Below are 16505 nucleotides of genomic sequence, written 5' to 3' on the forward strand. Positions count from 1 at the left end.
CTGGCCAAGGGCATCGGTACCGGGTGGAACGGGTGGTGTGTCAGGAGGGTTCGGTCCGGCCTCGGTCGAGCAGGGCTACTCACGGCTCACCCCGCCAGAGCCCTGCGGGTGACGACGGGGCTCGTGGCCGCTCCTGGTGACCTCTTCGACACGCCGGTCGAACTCCTCCAACCGCTCGCGGATGCCGGATGCGTGGTCTGCGACCAGGGCTCTGGCGGGCTCGGCGAACGGCCCACCCCGCCAGGGCCGGTCCAGCTCCTCAAGGGCCTTCAGCAGCGGAACCCGTGTCGAAAGGTCCGGTTGGAGAACAGGGGTCGAGGCGGGAGATCTGCTGTGATGCAACTCGGCGAGCATGTCCACGACCAGGCCACGCTCGTGCGGCGTCAGCGTCTGACCGAAGTTCCCTGAGGTGGCGTCCACGAACGGGAAGACGCTCACGGCGTGCCGGCCGTCCACCCGGCGGAGTGTCTCCCCGTCGGCGGTGCGCAGCGGCGCCACGACGAAGTCGAGCGCCTCCTGATCGCGCAATGCCCACGCGGTGTCCATGGCCCGGTGCAGACCGGTGAAGGCGGCCTCCGGCCCGTCTCCGCAGTGACCCTTGTGCGCCAGGTCGGCGACGGTGACGAACGAATTCCGGCCACGGGAATCCACTGCGGTCCAATGATGATCGCCGAATCCCACCGGGGCGTACGCCAGAGAAACGGCCTCGATTCCCCACTCGTACAAGGAACGCCGCAATTCGGCTTCGTCGAAGTTCTCCGGTCGATCCCGCATACCGGTCAGGTTTCCATGGAGCCGCCGTTCTCTGCACGCGCTGCGGCGCCGATCTCAGTCATCCGCCTCTCGGCCACACCGTCGTTCAGCGGGTCTCCTCGACGATCTCGGCCGTCGGGTCCCGCAGTTCCGGGTTGACGCGCTCGAACAGCGTCATGATGAGCACTCCCCCGAGGATCATCAGCGCGGCCCCGATGCGGAAGGCCAGCACGTAGCCCGACGTCACCGCCACCTCGGCCGGCACGCCACGCTCCATCTCGTCATCGGCGTACCGGAGTGCCAGGGTCACGAGGACGGCGAGGCCGAGCGCGCCGCCGACCTGCTGCATGGTGGTCTGCACGCCCGATGCCAAGCCGGAGTCCTGGACGGTGACCCCGTGCAGCGCGGCCGTGGTCGCGGCCGGCATGGTGGCGCCGGCGAACACCCCGAACACGATCATTCCCGGCAGGATGCCGCCGACGTAGGAGGTGTCGGTGTCGACCATGCTCGTCAGCAGGAGGCCCACGCCGGCGCCGATGAAGCCGGCGGCGGTCACCGCTCTGACGCCGAGGCGCGGAGTCAACGCGGTGCCGATCCCGATGCCGGCCCCGATCCCGAACGCTAGGGGCAGGTACGCCAGCCCGGTCTGGAGCGTGGAGTAGCGCAACACGTGCTGCTCGAACAAGGTCAGCATGAAGGTGTACGAGATGAACGCCGCCATGAAGAACAGGGAGGCGACGTTGATGACCGACCTGGTCCGGTTGGCGAAGAACTCCAGCGGAACGAGCGGGTTCTTCGCACGACGCTCGACGACGAGCATCGCCAGGAGCAGGCAGACTCCGGCAAGGAGCGGAAGCAGCACCGTCGCGGACCCCCACGGATGCTCGGCGGCCTGCAGCAGCCCGTAGACGATGGCGATGAGACCGGCGGTCGAGGTGATCGCACCGGTGACATCGAGCCGGTGGTCCTCCTCCCGCACCATCCGGCTCTCGCCGACCATGCGCGGGAGGAGCAGAAAGACCACCAAGGCGACCGGCACGTTGATGAAGAAGATCCAGCGCCAGGACGTCAGATCGGTCAGGACACCGGAGATGACATAGCCCAGGGTCCCGCCGACCGCCACGAGCCCGCCCCAGATTCCGAGGGCCTTCGTCCGTTCCTTCGGGTCGGTGAACAGCAGGGCGATCAGGCCCAGCGACGCGGGCGCGGCGATCGCCTCGGCGGCGCCCTGACCGAACCGGCCCGCGACCATCATCCACGGGGCGACGGCGGCACCGCACACGACCGAGGACACCGCGAAGACGACCACACCGGTCAGCAACAGACGCCTGCGGCCGAAGACATCGGCCAACCGCCCGCCGAGGAGCAACAACCCTCCGGCCGTCAGCACGTAGCCGTTCACGACCCAGGTCAGGCCGGACTCCGAGAAGTCGAGGCCCTCCTGGATCAGCGGAAGTGCCACGTTCACGATGGTCATGTCCAGCAAGATCATGAACGACAGTCCGGAGAGCAGTGCGAGCGCCCACCATCGCCGTGGATCCGCCGGTGGAACGTCGGCGCTCTCCGAGGCCGTGCTCGAGTCGACCGTGGTCATGCTCGTCTCCTTGTGATCGATCTCGTACGTCAGGGGCTCAGCAGGCCGACGGGGTTGCCGTCAGGGTCGGTGAACACGGCCATCCGCCCCATGCCGGGCAGGGTCTGCGGCTCCAGGGTCCGGCTGCCGCCGAGCTCCTCGGCGCGCGCGAGCGCAGTGTCGACGTCGTCGACCTGGAAGTAGACGACGATCCCGGTGTAGGGGCTGCCGGGACCGGCCTGGCCGATCCCGCCCGCCGGCCGGTCGCCGTCCGCGCCCACCAGCGCGTAGGTCTCATCCAGTACGTTCACCGGCCAGCCGAACATCTCCTGGTAGAAGCGTCGCGCTCGGGGGGCGTCCGGAGAGGAGATGTCGAACCACGCGGGCGTATGTGGGTGTCCGGTCGATGTCATGGGAGTCCTCCTTGCAGGGGCGGTCGTGCCCGATCGAAGGAGAGACTCCGGCCGTGGGCCGGAATCATCGCTCGTGAGCGAAGTTTCTTCGCGGCCCGCTGACAGCCGACCGCCGGACCGCCGGCCGCGCACGTATCGGCGGCTGCTACGGACCTGACGCCGGGTCGCGGAGGCCATCGGTGACGAGCATGACGCTCAGGCCGGCCAGCGCGATCGCGATCGCCGGCACGACGACGAGCCGCGGCGAGGCGAGCAGGAGAGGGGTCGCTTCGCTGATCATGCCGCCCCAGTCGACGTGCGGCGGGGGGAGGCCGATGCCGAGGAAGCTCAGCGACGTGGCCGCGGTGAGTGATCTGGCGAAGTCGCCGGCGGCCACCGTGCAGGCCGGCCCGAGGACGTGCGGCGCGATGTCGTACCGCAGCAGTTGCGGGATCGAGGCGCCCATGGTCCGGCTGGCGAGCACGTAGTCGGTCATGGCGGTCCGGCGTACGACGGTGCGTACGACCGACGCGCAGCTCACCCAGCCCAGCGGCACCAACGCGATGAACAGCGTGGTGTATCCGGGCGGCAGGACGCCGGAGACGGCCAGTGCGAGGGTGAGCCCCGGCAACGCCAGTGCCATGGTCGAGGTCTGGCGCAGGATCCGGTCCGGCCAGCCGCCCGCCAGGCCCGCCACGGCACCGGTGACGGTCCCGATCACAGTGGTGGCGGCGGTGACGGCGAGCGCGAACAGCAGTGACGTACGTCCTGCGGCGGCCGTGCGCGTGAGCAGGTCGCGGCCGAGCTGGTCGGTTCCCAGCCAGTGACCCGGCCCCGGCGGCAGCAGCGCGTTCACCGGATCGGGCCGATAGGGATCGTGCGGGGAGACCAGCGGCAGGGCGAAACAGCCCAGCACGACGACTGTGAGCAGCGCCCCTCCGGCCGTCAACCCCGCCGTCGGGCGGGTCATCGGCTCTTGTCCCGCAGGCGCGGATCCACCAGGGCGACGCACACATCGGCCAGCACCAGGACGAGCAGGGTGGCCATCGCGGCGAAGAGCACGTACCCCTGCACCATCGGGATGTCACGCTGGCGGACCGCGGTGACCGCGAGCTGACCCACGCCGGGCCAGTTGAACAGGGTCTCGACGACGACCGCACCGCCCACCAGCTCGATGAGCGCCACCCCGGCGGCGCTGATCGCTCCGGGCGCCGCGGCGGGCAGAGCGTGCAAGACGATCGCCCGCCGGACCGTCAGACCCTTGGCACGGGCGAGCGCCATGAACGGGCTGCCGTCGACGGCCGCGAGCTCTGACCTCAGCAGCCGCATGAGCGGAGCCGCGGTGGCGACGCCGAGCGTGAGACCGGGCAGGATCACCCCGTCGGCCGTGGCGTCGCCGCCGGTGGGAAGGATCCGCAGTTCGACCGCCAATACGCTGACCAGCAGGATGCCGACGACGTAGGGCGGGACGGCCGCGATCGCCGACGTGAGGGCACGGGTGATCCGGCCGAGGGCGGTGTGCGGCCGGATCTGCGCGCGCACCGCCATCGGCACCGCGAGCGCGACCGCGATGAGGAATCCCGCGCCCGCCAAGCGGAGCGTGGCCGGCACCCGCGAAAGAATCTGAGCGGCCACCGGAGTTCCGTCGGCGTAGGACCGCCCGAAATCACCACGCAGCACGCCGTGGAGCCAGCCGAGGTACTGCACGGCCGCGGGCCGGTCGAGCCCGAGTTCGGCGCGCAGCGCGGCGACGCTCGCCTGAGTGGGCTGGATGCCGCCCCGGCGGAGGAGCTCCTCCGCCGGGTCACCCGGCGCCAGCGAGGTGAGTGAGAACGTCAGTACCGACACCACGAGCAGCGCGAAGGCCGCGCCGAGCGCCCGCGAGACGGCGAAGGTCACCTTCTCAGCTCGCCGGTGCGATCTTGGCCAAGTCCACCAGATAGCAGGCGTCCTGGGTCAAGCCGGTGAGGGCGTTGCTCGCCACCACCGGGTTGTCCTGATAGGCCACCGGAATCATCGGACGGTCGGTGGCCAGCAACCGCTGCACCTTCCGATACAGGTCGCGTCGTTCCGTCGTGTCGGTGCTGACGGCGGCCCGGTCGATGAGCCGGTCGAACTCCTCGCTGTCGTAACCGAGCCCACGCTGACGATTCCACTCGGCGTCCGAGCGCAGGAACCGCCGGAACAGGTAGTCGGCGTCGCCGTTCGGGACGCTGTAGGCGCTGAGGAAGATGTCGTAGTCGCCGGACTCCATCGTCGTCTTGGTCGCCTCGACGGCACTCACCCTGGCCGGCAGGCCGGCCTGGTCCAGGGCCGACCTCAGCACCTCGGCGATGTCGGTGTAGGGAAACTGGCCGGCCTCGGCCGAGGAGATCAGGATCGTGATCGGCCGGCTGGGGCGACCCACCTCGGAGACGAGCCGGCGGGCCCGTTCCGGGTCGTACGGGGTGCGTACGTTCGGGTCGGCCAGGTCACCGAAGACCGGTGACAGGAACGATGCTCCCGGCGTGGCCGTGCCCGCCAGAAGCCTCTTCGCGATCATCGTGCGGTCGATCGTGAGATCGACCGCCTCACGCAGCCTCGGGTCGGCGAAGGGTCCTCGAGAGGAGTTGAAGGTCAGATAGTGGGTGAGCACCGACGGAGTGCGCGTGACTCGAAAGCGCCTGTCGGCGGCGACCGCGCCGACCTGCCCGGTGAGCAGGGCCCCCTTGTCGATGAGGGCGTCGACCTCACCCGCCCGCAACGCCGCCACCCGGGCGTTGGCGTCGGGGATCGTCCTGACCACCACCTTCCCCAGCGCGGGCCGCTTCCCCCAGTAGTGGGGGTTCGCGATGAGCTCGACGCGTTGTCCCTTGGACGAGGAGACCAGCATGTACGGGCCGGTGCCCACCGGCTTTCCGGCGAAGCGGCCCGCTGCGTCGAACGCCGACGGCGCCTGGATCATGCTGAAGAAGTTCGCGAGCCGGGCCGGCAGGTCGGCCACCGGATCGGCGAGCTCGAACACCACCGCACCACCGTCGGCGCGTACCTCTTTCAACCTTCCGTAGGCGGACTCCATACCGGCGTCGAGGCTGAAGAACGGTGACTGCTTCGGCGCGATCCGCCGGAACCGTTCGATGTTCACGACCACCGCCTCGGCCGTCAGGGGGCTGCCGTCGCTGAACCGCACACCACCACGCAGCTGGAAGGTCCACACCCGGCCATCGGCCGACCGCTTCCAGGTGGTGGCGAGGGCGGGTGATGGTTTCAGCTCGGCGTCCAGCGTGACCAGTGGCTCCCAGACCTGCAGCGCCTGGTGGGTGAAGTACGGGTCATCCGGGCCGGCGAACAGGTCACGCGGCGCGGCGAGCGTCAGCTGCCCGCTCCGGGCCTGCGCAGAGTCCCCGGACCCGCCGGCACAGGCCGACAGCAAGCCGATCAGGCCTGCGACCAGCGGGATCGCACATCGTCTCCACCATGGGGTTCCGCTTCGGCCGGCGCTCGCGAATGACGACACAGACATCCCTCCCGAACGGTACACATGCGATCATCCCGCATCATCACCCCGAACGAAAACGATTGTCAATGTCAGAGCTCGGCCCACCGGGCGGCCCGGCGGAGTGATCCTCGCACCGCGTCCCGGTCACCCCTGCACGATCCGCGCCGGCCACCGAGAGGAGCCATGATCATGGTGCGGCGGGTGCAAATCCACGTCAAGATCGGCAATCAACCGATCAACTGAGTTGATTTCCTCGCTCAATCGATCTCGGATGTAGGTAAGTGATGCGGTCGGCTTTCCGCGGCCTAATCACCGGAATTCACCGTTATCTGCATTAAGGAATATTTATGGCCTTCCCGAAAGCGATCTCAGTTGCCCTTTCGACCGCGGCCCTGGCGGGATTCACCGCACTCGCGGCCGGCGCGGCGACTCCTGCGAACGCACAGACCACAGCAGCCTCATCGTGGCGATCCGGCACCGTCCTGCACTGCGACTGGCGTTTCGGCAACTGCCAGCAATGGGGCGCCTGGCAGCAGCCCGTGCAGCCATGGCAGCAGCCCGTGCAGGTCTGGCAACCGGTGCAGCGGCCCTGGTTCCACCACCATCACCACGGGTTCCACCACCATCACTATGGCCCCTGGGGCCGGTGACCACGCCCTCGACAGAGGCTCTCGGCCGCGCCGGGCCTACACACCGTTGACGTCACGGTGAGTGCCTGGGCCGCACGAACGGACAACTGCGAGATCATGGACTCCAGCCCGTGATCTCGCAGTTGTCCACGGCGGACGGCCCGGGCATAGGGGTTACCCCCCAACGGAAAAGTAGGGGTAACGTGAATTTTAATGACGTCCAGTTACGCGTGGTCATCATCGGTTCCGTCGCCGCAGGACGTTCCACTGCGGGATCCCACCGATTGCCGGGATGACCGCGCCGGGAGGGTTGGCATGTAGCCATGCCCGCATCCGCGCCGCGTACCCGGTTGCGTCCGCGGTTACGGTCCCTGCGGGGCCGGGTCACGGTTCTGGTGACGCTGTTGGCCACTGTGCTGTTCATACCCGCGGGAGTGGCCGCCGGTCTGCTCGCCCGCCACGCCCTGGTCAATGCCGCGTGGCGGCAGGTCCGGCAAGAGGCCGCCGTCGCAGCGGCGGACGTCCGCCGCGGAGAACTGGCGCGTGCGGTGATACCCCGGGTCAGCGGAGTCGACCTGATCCAGGTGGTCGGCCCCGGCCGGGTCGTGCTCGCGTCTTCGGCGGCCGCGCGTGGCCTCCCACCGTTGGCCGGGACCATGCCCACATCGCAGGACACCGTACGGGACGTGCAGGCCTGCGCCGCCCCACCGGCCGGGTGCATGCGCATCTCGGCGGTCAGGGTGCGGCCGACACCCGATTCACCCGTGGTGTACGCGGGCCGCCGTGTCCCCGGTCGGCTGTCCACCGGAATCTTCGACACGTTGTTCGCCGTGCAGGTCGTCGCATTGATCGGCTTGGCCGCCTGGGGGGCGTGGAAGGTCACCGGCCGGATGCTGCGACCGGTGGAGGCCATCCGGGCCGAACTCGCCGCCATCAACGTCAACGACCTCTCCACCCGGGTGCCCGAGCCCGCCGGGCAGAACGAGATCGCGCAGCTCGCCCGCACCATCAACGCGACGCTCAACCGGCTGGAGCAGGCCAAGGGCGGCATGGAGCGCATGCTCGATCAGCAACGGCGGTTCGCCTCCGACGCCTCACACGAGCTGCGCAACCCCATCGCCGGGCTGCGCCTCCTGCTGGAGGACACCCAGCTCGACCTCGAACGGAACGATCTGCCCGCCACGCTCGACCGGGCGCTGGAGGACATCGACCGGCTCCAAGCGATCACCACCGACCTGCTCCTGCTGGCACAGCTCCAGGCCGACCCGCCGACATCGGTACAGCGGATCGACCTGGCCCGGTTCGTCCGCACGGAGGTCTCCCGGCGAACCGATCGGCACCCCGTACAGCTCGACCTGCAACCCGGAGTAACGGTCGACGCCGTCCCCACCCACATCGGCAGGATCCTGGCCAACCTCCTCGACAACGCCCAGCGCCATGCCGAAACGACCGTGCGGGTCAACGTGCGGGCCAGCGGGCACGAGCAGCGGAACTCCGCCGAACTGGCCGTCAGCGACGACGGAACGGGAATCCCCGAAGCCGACCGCGAACGGGTCTTCGAGCGGTTCACCCGTCTGCGAGCCGCCAGACAACGCGACCCCCAGGGCACCGGGCTCGGGCTGGCCATCGCCCGTACCATCGCCCAAGCCCACAAGGGCACCCTGCACGTCGCAGACTCGCCCATCGGAGGAGCCTGCTTCATCCTGCGCCTGCCCAGCGCGCCGCAAAGCGCCGACGAGTGCAGTAACGACAGGGACGAGGCGCACTGAGGCGGCCTCGCCACGATCAGGCGGCTCCCCCATCAGGTTCAATGATCGATCAGCCGGATTTGGACCTGCCGTGCACCTGCGTGGCTACGATGAGCGCGGCCTTCGAGGTTCGCCGATGCTCACGCGCGGTTCCATTCCCCCGCCAGCAGCTCGTAGGAGCGAACGCGGTGAGCATGGTCGTGAGTGATCGTGGTGACCAGCAGTTCGTCGGCGCCAGTCACGCGCTGCAGCACCCGCAGCCCTTCCACGACGGTCTGTGGAGAGCCCACGAACTGCGTGTCGACACGGTCGGCGACCAACGCCCAGCCCTCATCACTCCATGCGTGGGCGGCGGCCTCTTCGGGCGCCGGGAACGGGATCGCCCTGAGACCGGATCGGATGCTGTGCACCCACAGCGGGTACGGGGCGGCCAGTTCGCGCGCATCGTCGTCACTGGGGGCGACGACCACGTCGGCCGAGACGACGACATAGGGCTCGTCCAGCACCCCCGAGGGTTTGAAGGCCGCACGGTAGGCGTCCACCGCTTCCAGAACGTTGGACGGGGCGACGTGGTAGTTCGCGGCGAACGGCAGCCCGCGTTCCCCGGCCACCCGGGCGCTCTCGCCGCCGCTGCTACCGAGGATCCACAGCTGGAGGTCGGCGCCCTCGCCGGGCGTCACATGGGCCCTGTGCCCGTCCGGAGAACGATAGGAGCCATCGAGCAGAGCGGAGATCTCCGCCACCTGTTCGGCGAAGTCCGGTGACTCGGCCCCCGGCTGCTGCAGCAGCTCGCCGAAGAGCGCGATCACCGGGCTCCCCGCCAACCTGCCGACGTCGAAGGGCTTGGGGATGAGCAAGCCGTCCACCACGGTGGCCTCGCGCTCCGGCGGCGCGGCCGCGCCGCGGGCGAACTCGGCGCGCCGCTGCCCGGAACGGCCGAGGCCGAGATCGATCCTGCCGGGGTACAGGGCATCGATGGTGCCGAACTGCTCGACGATCGCCAGCGGGGTCCAGTGCCCGGTCTGCACCGCGCCCGAGCCGACCCGGATCCGGCTGGTCGCGCGGGCCACCAGGGCGATCAGGATCTGCGGCGCGGCGCTGGCGACGCCGGGAGCGAGATGGTGCTCGGCGAGCCAGTAGCGGTGATAACCGAACTCCTCGGCCCGCCAGGCCAGGTCGAGGGTGTTGTGCAGCGCCTGGCGTGTTGTGCCGCCGGCGGGGATGGGTGCGAGATCGAGTACGGAGAGGGGGATCGCGGTCATGGCCGCCTTCCGGTCGATGCGGTGAAGATGTCATGACGTCGCCGGGTAGCGGCCGGCGGGCCGGGGCAGCCCGAGCAGGCCGCGCAACGTCACCGCCTCGTACTCCCTGCGGAAGGCCCCGCGGTCCTGTAGCTCGGGCACCAGGCCGTGGGTGATGCCGGTCAGGTCATAGGGGAGCACGCCGGGGCGCAGCCGGAAGCCGTCGAGACCGGATGCCCGCCAGTCCAGTAACAGGTCGGCCAGCTCGCCCGCGGTGCCGGTGAAGATCTCGGCGTCGGAGGTCAGTTCGGCACCGTCCAGCTGATCCAGCATCTCCTTACGCTCGGCGGCCACACTGGCCGTCTCGTCGAGGAGGACGACGAGGTCGGCGAAGATCTTGAGCGGCTCCCCCACCCGGCCGACCGCCGCCTCGGCATTCCGAACCCGGCCGACGATCATCGCGGTCTCGGTGCGGGAGCGCGGGGTCACATAGACGACATCGGCGCCGCGTGCCGCGAACTCGTACGGCTCGACATCGTGCGCCAGGGCGGTGATCAGCGGCTGCCCTTGCGGCGGGCGCGGCGTGATCGACGGCCCGCGCACGTTGAAGTGAGGGCCCTCGAAGTCGATGTAGTGCAGCTTGTCCCGGTCGATGAACCGGCCGGTCGAGACGTCCCGGATCTCGGCGTCGTCCTCCCAGCTGTCCCACAGTCGCCGGACGACCTCGACCGCATCGGCGGCCTCGCCGAAGAGCTCGCTGACGAACGCCTTCGCCGCCGGCGTGCCGATGTCCTCCCGGCTCAGCACCGGGAAAGTGCGGCGGCCGAAATGCGCGGCGTCGGCGGCGCGGCTGGAGATCTGCGGCCGCCAGCCGGCCCGTCCCCGGCTCACGTAGTCGAGGGAGGCGATGCCGATGGCGACGTGGAACGGTTCGGTATGTGTGGTGCTCGTGGTGGGAATCAGGCCGATACGCGAGGTCAGCGGGGCGAGCCGGGCGGCCAGCAGCACCGCGTCGAGTCGCCCGCGGACCTGGTCGACCCGGTCATCGGGGCCGTCGAACCGGGAGGACTGCGGGCCCAGCGCGTCCTCGAAGGTGACGAAGTCCAACCGGCCACGTTCGGCCTCGGTGACCAGCCCGGCCCAGTATCCGGCGGCGAAGAGGCGGGACGGCTGAGCGGCTGGATCGCACCACGCCGCCGGATGCCAGCCGGCGCCGTCCAGCGCCGCGGCGAGATGGATGTGGATCATGACGCCACCTCGCCGGCGCGGGGCATGGCCGCTGGGCCAGGGTGTGGGGCATCGAGACCGAGGTGGGCGCGGAGCGTCGAGCCGGCGTAGTCGCTGCGGAACACTCCCTTCTCCTGGAGCAGCGGCACCACGTGGTCCACCAGGTCGTCGAGCCCCCCGGGTGTCAGGTGCGGCACGAAGACAAAGCCGTCCGCCGCGTCGCTCTGCACGAATTCATCGATCTGGTCGGCCACCGTCCGAGCTGTGCCGACGAAGGTCTGCCGGCCGGTGACCTCGATGACCAGCTCGCGGATACTGAGCCCACGCTCTTCCGCCTGCGCCCGCCACTTCCGGGCGATGGCGCCGCGATCACCGCGGAACTGTGCCCGGCCCTTGGAGACTCCCTCGCCGAGGTCGGGCTCGATGTCGGGCAGGGGACCGTTCGGGTCATATGCGGAAAGGTCCCGCCCCCAGATCCCCTCAACATAAGTGATCGCGGTCTGGGGACTGACCTGCGCACGGCGGATCTCGACTGCGCGCTCCGCGGCCTCCTCTTCGGTGTCGCCCAAGACGTAGGTCACAGCAGGGAGGATCTTCAAGTCCTCCGGGCGGCGGCCGTACTTGGCCAGCCGGCCCTTGACGTCCTTGTAGAAGGCCCGGCCGTCCTCAAGCCGGCTGTGGCGGCTGAAGATGACGTCGGCGTCCGAAGCCGCGAACTCGCGGCCCTCCGCCGAGTCCCCGGCCTGGATGATCACCGGGTGACCCTGCGGACCACGCGGTGTGTTGAACCGTCCGGAGACGTCGAAGTGGCGGCCCTCATGGTGGAACTCACCGGCACCACGCCGTACGAACCGGCCGGTGACCGGATCGGCGGGAATGTCGTCGGCCGACCATGAGTCCCACAGCAGGCGCGCCACCTGGAGGAACTCGGCGGCGCGGGTGTAGCGGTCGGCCTCGTCAAGGAAGCCACCGCGTCGGAAGTTCTCGCCGGTGAACGCGTCATAGCTGGTCACCACGTTCCATGCGGCCCGGCCACCACTGAGATGGTCGAGCGTCGCCAACCGCCTGGCGACCTCGTAGGGCTCGTTGAAGGTGGAGTTGACCGTCGCGGCAAGCCCAAGGTGGGTGGTGACCCCCGCGAGGGCGGACAGCACGGTGAGCGACTCGGGCCGGCCGACCACGTCGAGATCGTGGATACCTCCCTTGAGCTCCCGCAGCCGAAGCCCTTCGGCGAGGAACAGGAAATCGAACCGGCCGCGTTCGGCCGTCTGCGCAAGGCTGACGAACGAGCCGAAATCGATCTGGCTCCCCGAGCGGGGATCCGACCACACGGTCGTGTTGTTGACACCGGGGAAATGCGCCGCGAGGTGCACCTGCTTGACGGGCATCAGGCGTGCTCCTTCAACTGCGCCGAAGCGAGGGCCACCAGCGAGAGGGCATGTCGACTTTCATAGTAGGAAAAATAGGTTTCATGTCAATGACTCTGACATTTCACTAGGCGGCCCGTACCCTGCGGGTCCGGTTGTCGAAGGTGACCCGCGGCTCGCCCTGTTCGACACCGATGTGGATCACCGCGTCGTCCTTGACCTCCCCGGACAGCAGGGCGCGCGCCACCCGCGTCTCGATCTCGCGGGCGATGTAGCGGCGCAGCGGGCGGGCACCGTAGACGGGATCGAAGCCCGCCTGTGCGATGAGCTTCCGCGCCTCCTGGGTCACCTCCAGGGTGATGCGGCGGTCGGCGAGCCGCGCCCGCAGGTCCCCGAACATCAGCTCGACGATCTGCTCGATCTCCGGCTGGGTCAGCGGCCGGAACATGACGGTCTCGTCGACGCGGTTGAGGAATTCCGGCCGGAAGCGCGACCGCAGTTCCGCCATGACCTGGTCGCGTGCCGACGGCTCGATCCGCCCGTCGCGCTGGACTCCTTCGAGGAGGTACTGCGAGCCGATGTTCGACGTCATGATGATCACGGTGTTGCGGAAGTCGACCGTACGGCCCTGCGCGTCGGTGAGACGTCCGTCGTCCAGGACCTGGAGCAGGGTGTTGAACACGTCGGTGTGCGCCTTCTCGATCTCGTCGAAGAGCACCACGGAGTACGGCTTGCGGCGCACCGCCTCGGTCAGCTGACCGCCCTCCTCGTAGCCGATATAGCCGGGCGGAGCGCCCACCAGCCGGCTGACGGTGTGCCGTTCCTGGTACTCGCTCATGTCGAGGCGGACCATGTTCTCCTCGGTGTCGAACAGCGCCTCGGCCAGCGACTTGGCCAGTTCGGTCTTGCCGACTCCGGTGGGCCCGAGGAAGATGAACGACCCGATCGGGCGCCGGGGGTTCTTGATGCCGGCCCGCGCCCTGATGATCGCGTCGGTCACGAGCCGTACGGCCTCGTCCTGTCCGATCACACGCTCGTGGAGCACTTCGTCGAGGCGCAGCAGCTTCTCCCGTTCGCCCTCCTTGAGGCGGCTGACCGGGATGCCGGTCCAGCGCGACACGATGGTGGATATCTCGTCTTCGGTGACGACTTCGCGCAGGAGCCGGTGGCCGCCCTGCTTGGCGGCGAGTCGCTCCTCCTCGGCCTTCAGCCGGCGCTCCAGGTCGGGGAGCCTGCCGTGCCTCAGCTCGGCCGCGCGGTTCAGGTCGTACTCCCGTTCGGCCCGTTCGGCCTCCTGGCGCAGTTGCTCGATCTCCTTGCGCAGCGCCTGGACCTGGCTGAGCGCGTGCCGCTCGGCCTCCCACTGGGCCCGCATGGCGTCGGCCTCGGCGCGCAGGTCGGCGAGCTCGGCGCGCAGTTCCTCGAGCCGCCGTCTGCTCGCCTCGTCGCTCTCCTTGGCGAGCGCCGCCTCCTCGATCTCCAGGCGGCGTACCCGCCGGGTCAGCTCGTCGAGCTCGGCGGGCATCGAGTCGATCTCGGTACGGAGCATCGCGCACGCCTCGTCGACGAGGTCGATCGCCTTGTCCGGCAGGAAGCGGTCGGAGATGTAGCGGTGGCTCAGCACGACCGCGGCCACGATGGCGCTGTCCTGGATCTTCACGCCGTGGAAGACCTCCAGGCGTTCCCGCAGCCCGCGCAGGATCGAGATGGCGTCCTCGACCGACGGCTCGTCGACCAGCACCGGCTGGAACCGCCGCTCGAGCGCGGCGTCCTTCTCGATGTGCTTGCGGTACTCCTGGACCGTCGTCGCGCCGATCAGGTGCAGCTCACCGCGGGCCAGCATCGGCTTCAGCATGTTGGAGGCGTCCATGGCCCCCTCGGTGGCGCCCGCGCCCACCACGGTGTGCACCTCGTCGACGAACAGCAGGATCCGGCCCTCGGAGGCGAGCACCTCGGTCAGCACCGCCTTGAGCCGCTCCTCGAACTCGCCGCGGTACTTCGCACCCGCGATGAGCGAGCCCATGTCCAGGCTGAAGATGGTCTTGTCCTTCAGTCCCTCGGGCACGTCCCCCCGGGCGATGCGCTGCGCAAGTCCCTCGGCGATGGCGGTCTTGCCCACGCCGGGATCACCGGTCAGCACCGGGTTGTTCTTGGTCCTGCGGGACAGGATCTGGACGACCCGGCGGATCTCGGCGTCGCGGCCGATGACGGGGTCGAGCCGGCCCGCCTCCGCTTCGGCGACCAGGTCGCGCCCGTACTTCTCCAGGGCCTCGTAGGTCACCTCCGGCATCGCCGAGGTCACCCGCTGGCTGCCGCGGACGGAGGTGAGCGCCCCGAGGAACCGGTCGCGGGTCAGCCCGTGCTCTTGCAGCAGGCGGCCCGCCGGGGTCTGCGGCCCCTCGTCCAAGAGCGCGATGAGGAGGTGTTCGACGGAGACGTAGTCGTCCCTGAGCCGCTTGGCCTCGCTCTCCGCGGCCTCCAGCAGCCGCGAGAGCCGCTGGGTCACCCGGATCTGCCCGGGTTCGACGCCGGGTCCGCTCACGCGTGGCCGCTTGGACAGCTGCTTCTCGAGTTCGTCGCGGAGCCGGTCCACGTCCGCTCCGGCGGCGGCCAGCAGTCGAGGTACCAGGCCGGCTTCCTGGTCCAGCAGCGCCATCAGCAAGTGTTCCCCGTCGACCTCGGTGTGCCCGAGGCGAAGGGCCTTGGTCTGCGCGTCGTGCAGGGCCTCCTGCGATTTCTGTGTCAACCGGTTCAGGTCCACGGTGAGCCTCCCGTGCGTCGAGAGCGGCGCCGCAGTGCCGCCTCAAGGTCGGCGATGCGGTCGAGCAGGTCGCACACGAGCCCGACGGCGGCGTAGTTGAGGGAGAATCCGGCACGCAACCGTTCGATCCGGGCAACCTCGGCCAGTTGCTCCGGGGCGAACCACAGTTGTCCGGCGGCGTCCCGGTCCGGCTCCAGCAGGCCGAGCGCCACCAGGCGCCGCACCAGATCGGGATGGAGCCCGGCCAGGTCGGCGAACGACTCCAGGTCCAGGCGCGGCGGCCCGACGAGCGAGTATCTGCGGGTCTTCGTCTTCGCCGGCGCTCTCATGGTCGCTGCCTCGGGTCGAAGTCGGAGGTGGCGGCGAGCTCCTCGAACAGGCGTCGCTCGTCTGGAGTCGGTTTCGGAGGCACCATGATCTTGACTTCGGCGTACAGATCGCCCGGGGTACCGCGCGGGTTCGGCAGGCCACGGCCGCGCAGCCGCAGGCGCCGTCCGCTCGTTGTGCCCGGCGGGACCTTCACCTTGGCCTCGCCTCCGGGGGTGTCGAGAGGAACGGTGGCGCCGAGCGCGGCCTCCCATGGCGTCACCGGCAGATCGACGTGGATGTTCCGCCCGTCCAGCCGGTATCTCGGGTGGGGGGCGATCCGCACGATGAGGTAGAGGTCGCCGGCGGGGGCGCCGTCGCTGCCGTGGCCGCCCTGACCGGCGAGCCGGATCCGCTGGCCGTCGGTGACGCCGGCCGGGATGTTGACGCCGAGGGTCCGGCGTCCCCCCAGCCCCTCGATGGTGATCCTGCGCTTCCCGCCGCGATAGGCCTCCTCGACGCCCAGCTCGATCTCGACCTCCTGGTCGGCGCCGGGGACCGGGCCCCATCCGCGTCCGGCCCGGCCGCCGAAGATGCCGCCGAGCAGTTCCTCGAGATCGATGTCCTCGCCCAGTCCGGCACCGAACCCGGCGGCTTCGGCTCCGCGCCACCTGCCGCCGCGGCCGGCCCCGGCTCCGGCGGCTCCGGCGGCTCCGGCGCCCGCGCGGGCCCGGCGACGGCCGGCACCGGCGCGCGCCCAGGTCTCCGGGTCCACGTCCTGCGGCACCTGCCGGAAGTCCGGCCCGAACGCGTCATACCGGCGGCGGGTCTCGGGATCGGACAGGACCGAGTAGGCCTCGGAGACGTCCTTGAAGCGGTCCTCGGCCGAAGGATCCTTGTTGACGTCCGGGTGATACTCGCGGGCGAGCTTGCGGTAGGCCCGCTGGATCTCCTCCTGGCTCGCGTTCCTGGACACGCCAAGAGTCCCGTAGAGGTCGTCGCCGGCAGGCATCAGTCCATCCTCATCGCC

Annotated in this window: 14 protein-coding genes; 2 read left to right on the forward strand and 12 right to left on the reverse strand. The window is 69.7% G+C overall.

The window, feature by feature from the left end; all coding sequences use genetic code 11:
- Window positions 1-75: 75 nt before the first annotated feature.
- The 6 genes from HKK74_RS13085 to HKK74_RS13110 all read right to left on the reverse strand — a co-directional run bounded on the left by HKK74_RS13085 (window position 76) and on the right by HKK74_RS13110 (window position 6220).
- A complete protein-coding gene (locus HKK74_RS13085; protein WP_187243448.1) occupies window positions 76-774 on the reverse strand; it encodes an aminoglycoside phosphotransferase/kinase family protein in 699 nt (232 codons plus the stop codon).
- Window positions 775-859: 85 nt separating this feature from the next.
- Window positions 860-2347 (reverse strand): MFS transporter, encoded by a 1488-nt coding sequence (locus tag HKK74_RS13090; protein WP_246491509.1) that lies wholly within the window; start codon window positions 2345-2347, stop codon window positions 860-862.
- 29 nt (window positions 2348-2376) lie between these two features.
- Window positions 2377-2739, reverse strand: coding sequence for a VOC family protein (locus tag HKK74_RS13095; RefSeq protein WP_187243449.1), 363 nt, complete (start codon window positions 2737-2739; stop codon window positions 2377-2379).
- A 145-nt stretch (window positions 2740-2884) separates the two neighbouring features.
- On the reverse strand, window positions 2885-3688 hold the full coding sequence (locus tag HKK74_RS13100; protein WP_187243450.1) for an ABC transporter permease: 804 nt from the start codon (window positions 3686-3688) through the stop codon (window positions 2885-2887).
- Window positions 3685-4617: an ABC transporter permease gene (locus HKK74_RS41395; protein WP_187243451.1), complete on the reverse strand. Its 933-nt coding sequence runs from the start codon at window positions 4615-4617 to the stop codon at window positions 3685-3687. Before HKK74_RS41395 ends, HKK74_RS13100 begins: the two co-directional genes overlap by 4 nt.
- A 4-nt stretch (window positions 4618-4621) precedes the next feature.
- Window positions 4622-6220, reverse strand: a complete 1599-nt coding sequence (locus HKK74_RS13110; protein ID WP_187243452.1) for an ABC transporter substrate-binding protein — start codon at window positions 6218-6220, stop codon at window positions 4622-4624.
- A gap of 323 nt (window positions 6221-6543) precedes the next feature.
- On the opposite strand from HKK74_RS13110, the gene HKK74_RS13115 reads away from it, so the two are divergent.
- Together HKK74_RS13115 and HKK74_RS13120 are read left to right on the forward strand one after the other, a co-directional pair.
- Window positions 6544-6846: a hypothetical protein gene (locus HKK74_RS13115; RefSeq protein ID WP_187243453.1), complete on the forward strand. Its 303-nt coding sequence runs from the start codon at window positions 6544-6546 to the stop codon at window positions 6844-6846.
- Between the two features lie 302 nt (window positions 6847-7148).
- Window positions 7149-8594, forward strand: coding sequence for a sensor histidine kinase (locus HKK74_RS13120; RefSeq protein ID WP_187243454.1), 1446 nt, complete (start codon window positions 7149-7151; stop codon window positions 8592-8594).
- Window positions 8595-8713: 119 nt separating this feature from the next.
- Here HKK74_RS13120 and HKK74_RS13125 read toward each other — a convergent pair whose 3' ends face one another.
- From HKK74_RS13125 to HKK74_RS13150, 6 genes are all read right to left on the reverse strand, one after another.
- The gene (locus tag HKK74_RS13125; protein ID WP_187243455.1) at window positions 8714-9835 is read right to left on the reverse strand and encodes an LLM class flavin-dependent oxidoreductase; all 1122 of its coding nucleotides are present in this window, start codon (window positions 9833-9835) and stop codon (window positions 8714-8716) included.
- A 30-nt stretch (window positions 9836-9865) separates the two neighbouring features.
- A complete protein-coding gene (locus tag HKK74_RS13130) occupies window positions 9866-11062 on the reverse strand; it encodes an LLM class flavin-dependent oxidoreductase (RefSeq protein ID WP_187243456.1) in 1197 nt (398 codons plus the stop codon).
- Window positions 11059-12429, reverse strand: coding sequence for an NtaA/DmoA family FMN-dependent monooxygenase (locus HKK74_RS13135; RefSeq protein ID WP_187243457.1), 1371 nt, complete (start codon window positions 12427-12429; stop codon window positions 11059-11061). The genes HKK74_RS13130 and HKK74_RS13135 overlap by 4 nt, the downstream gene beginning before the upstream one ends.
- A gap of 106 nt (window positions 12430-12535) precedes the next feature.
- Window positions 12536-15169 carry an ATP-dependent chaperone ClpB gene (gene clpB, locus HKK74_RS13140; protein WP_187243458.1) on the reverse strand — a complete coding sequence of 878 codons (2634 nt, stop codon included), beginning with the start codon at window positions 15167-15169 and terminating at the stop codon, window positions 12536-12538.
- Window positions 15160-15498, reverse strand: coding sequence for a chaperone modulator CbpM (locus HKK74_RS13145; protein WP_187243459.1), 339 nt, complete (start codon window positions 15496-15498; stop codon window positions 15160-15162). The genes clpB and HKK74_RS13145 overlap by 10 nt, the downstream gene beginning before the upstream one ends.
- Window positions 15495-16487 carry a DnaJ C-terminal domain-containing protein gene (locus HKK74_RS13150; protein WP_187243460.1) on the reverse strand — a complete coding sequence of 331 codons (993 nt, stop codon included), beginning with the start codon at window positions 16485-16487 and terminating at the stop codon, window positions 15495-15497. Before HKK74_RS13150 ends, HKK74_RS13145 begins: the two co-directional genes overlap by 4 nt.
- Between the last annotated feature and the right edge of the window lie 18 nt (window positions 16488-16505).

The sequence above is a fragment of the Actinomadura alba genome (genome assembly GCF_014323705.1).
Lineage (GTDB): Bacteria > Actinomycetota > Actinomycetes > Streptosporangiales > Streptosporangiaceae > Actinomadura_C > Actinomadura_C alba.

Coding starts and splice junctions, on each gene's coding strand:
- HKK74_RS13085 (WP_187243448.1), bottom strand. CDS start 774: ATGCGGGATCGACCGGAGAACTTCGACGAAGCCGAATTGCGGCGTTCC.
- HKK74_RS13090 (WP_246491509.1), bottom strand. CDS start 2,347: ATGACCACGGTCGACTCGAGCACGGCCTCGGAGAGCGCCGACGTTCCA.
- HKK74_RS13095 (WP_187243449.1), bottom strand. CDS start 2,739: ATGACATCGACCGGACACCCACATACGCCCGCGTGGTTCGACATCTCC.
- HKK74_RS13100 (WP_187243450.1), bottom strand. CDS start 3,688: ATGACCCGCCCGACGGCGGGGTTGACGGCCGGAGGGGCGCTGCTCACA.
- HKK74_RS13110 (WP_187243452.1), bottom strand. CDS start 6,220: ATGTCTGTGTCGTCATTCGCGAGCGCCGGCCGAAGCGGAACCCCATGG.
- HKK74_RS13115 (WP_187243453.1), top strand. CDS start 6,544: ATGGCCTTCCCGAAAGCGATCTCAGTTGCCCTTTCGACCGCGGCCCTG.
- HKK74_RS13120 (WP_187243454.1), top strand. CDS start 7,149: ATGCCCGCATCCGCGCCGCGTACCCGGTTGCGTCCGCGGTTACGGTCC.
- HKK74_RS13125 (WP_187243455.1), bottom strand. CDS start 9,835: ATGACCGCGATCCCCCTCTCCGTACTCGATCTCGCACCCATCCCCGCC.
- HKK74_RS13130 (WP_187243456.1), bottom strand. CDS start 11,062: ATGATCCACATCCATCTCGCCGCGGCGCTGGACGGCGCCGGCTGGCAT.
- HKK74_RS13135 (WP_187243457.1), bottom strand. CDS start 12,429: ATGCCCGTCAAGCAGGTGCACCTCGCGGCGCATTTCCCCGGTGTCAAC.
- HKK74_RS13145 (WP_187243459.1), bottom strand. CDS start 15,498: ATGAGAGCGCCGGCGAAGACGAAGACCCGCAGATACTCGCTCGTCGGG.
- HKK74_RS13150 (WP_187243460.1), bottom strand. CDS start 16,487: ATGCCTGCCGGCGACGACCTCTACGGGACTCTTGGCGTGTCCAGGAAC.